The 347-nt window shown below is 50.7% G+C and carries 1 protein-coding gene; it reads left to right on the top strand.

Translation table 11 applies throughout. The annotated features are described in order from the left end of the window. Positions 1–48: 48 nt before the first annotated feature. On the top strand, positions 49–347 hold a 299-nt coding region (locus BWR59_RS32315), incomplete at its 3' end, for a hypothetical protein (protein WP_143491020.1).

Below are 347 nucleotides of genomic sequence, written 5' to 3' on the forward strand. Positions count from 1 at the left end.
ATCGCTACTGCGGTGCGAGCTTTGCCCCGAAAAGGAGCATCTGGTCCATTGCAGGCATACGATCAGGTGAAAGCAGCCGGTGCAAAAATCTTCTTTTTCAATACTCGACAAGATGCCGTCGATTACTTCAACAATACTGCACCTTGGAACGGCATTCCAAACTATGGCACGAAGGCCGGCGCTGGCCGCTGTGGTTTCACTTGGTCCCAGGGTTCTGGTGGGCTGGTGACTGGCATTTTCAAGACTTGCGTGTACGATGGGATTACGAATCCAGCGAATGGAACGAATCCGGATCTTGACCATACTACCAAACATGAAATGGGACATGCGTTTGACGTTGCGATGAA

It is taken from the genome of Pseudomonas sp. Bc-h, from assembly GCF_002080045.1.
In the GTDB taxonomy this organism is placed as follows: Bacteria; Pseudomonadota; Gammaproteobacteria; order Pseudomonadales; family Pseudomonadaceae; genus Aquipseudomonas.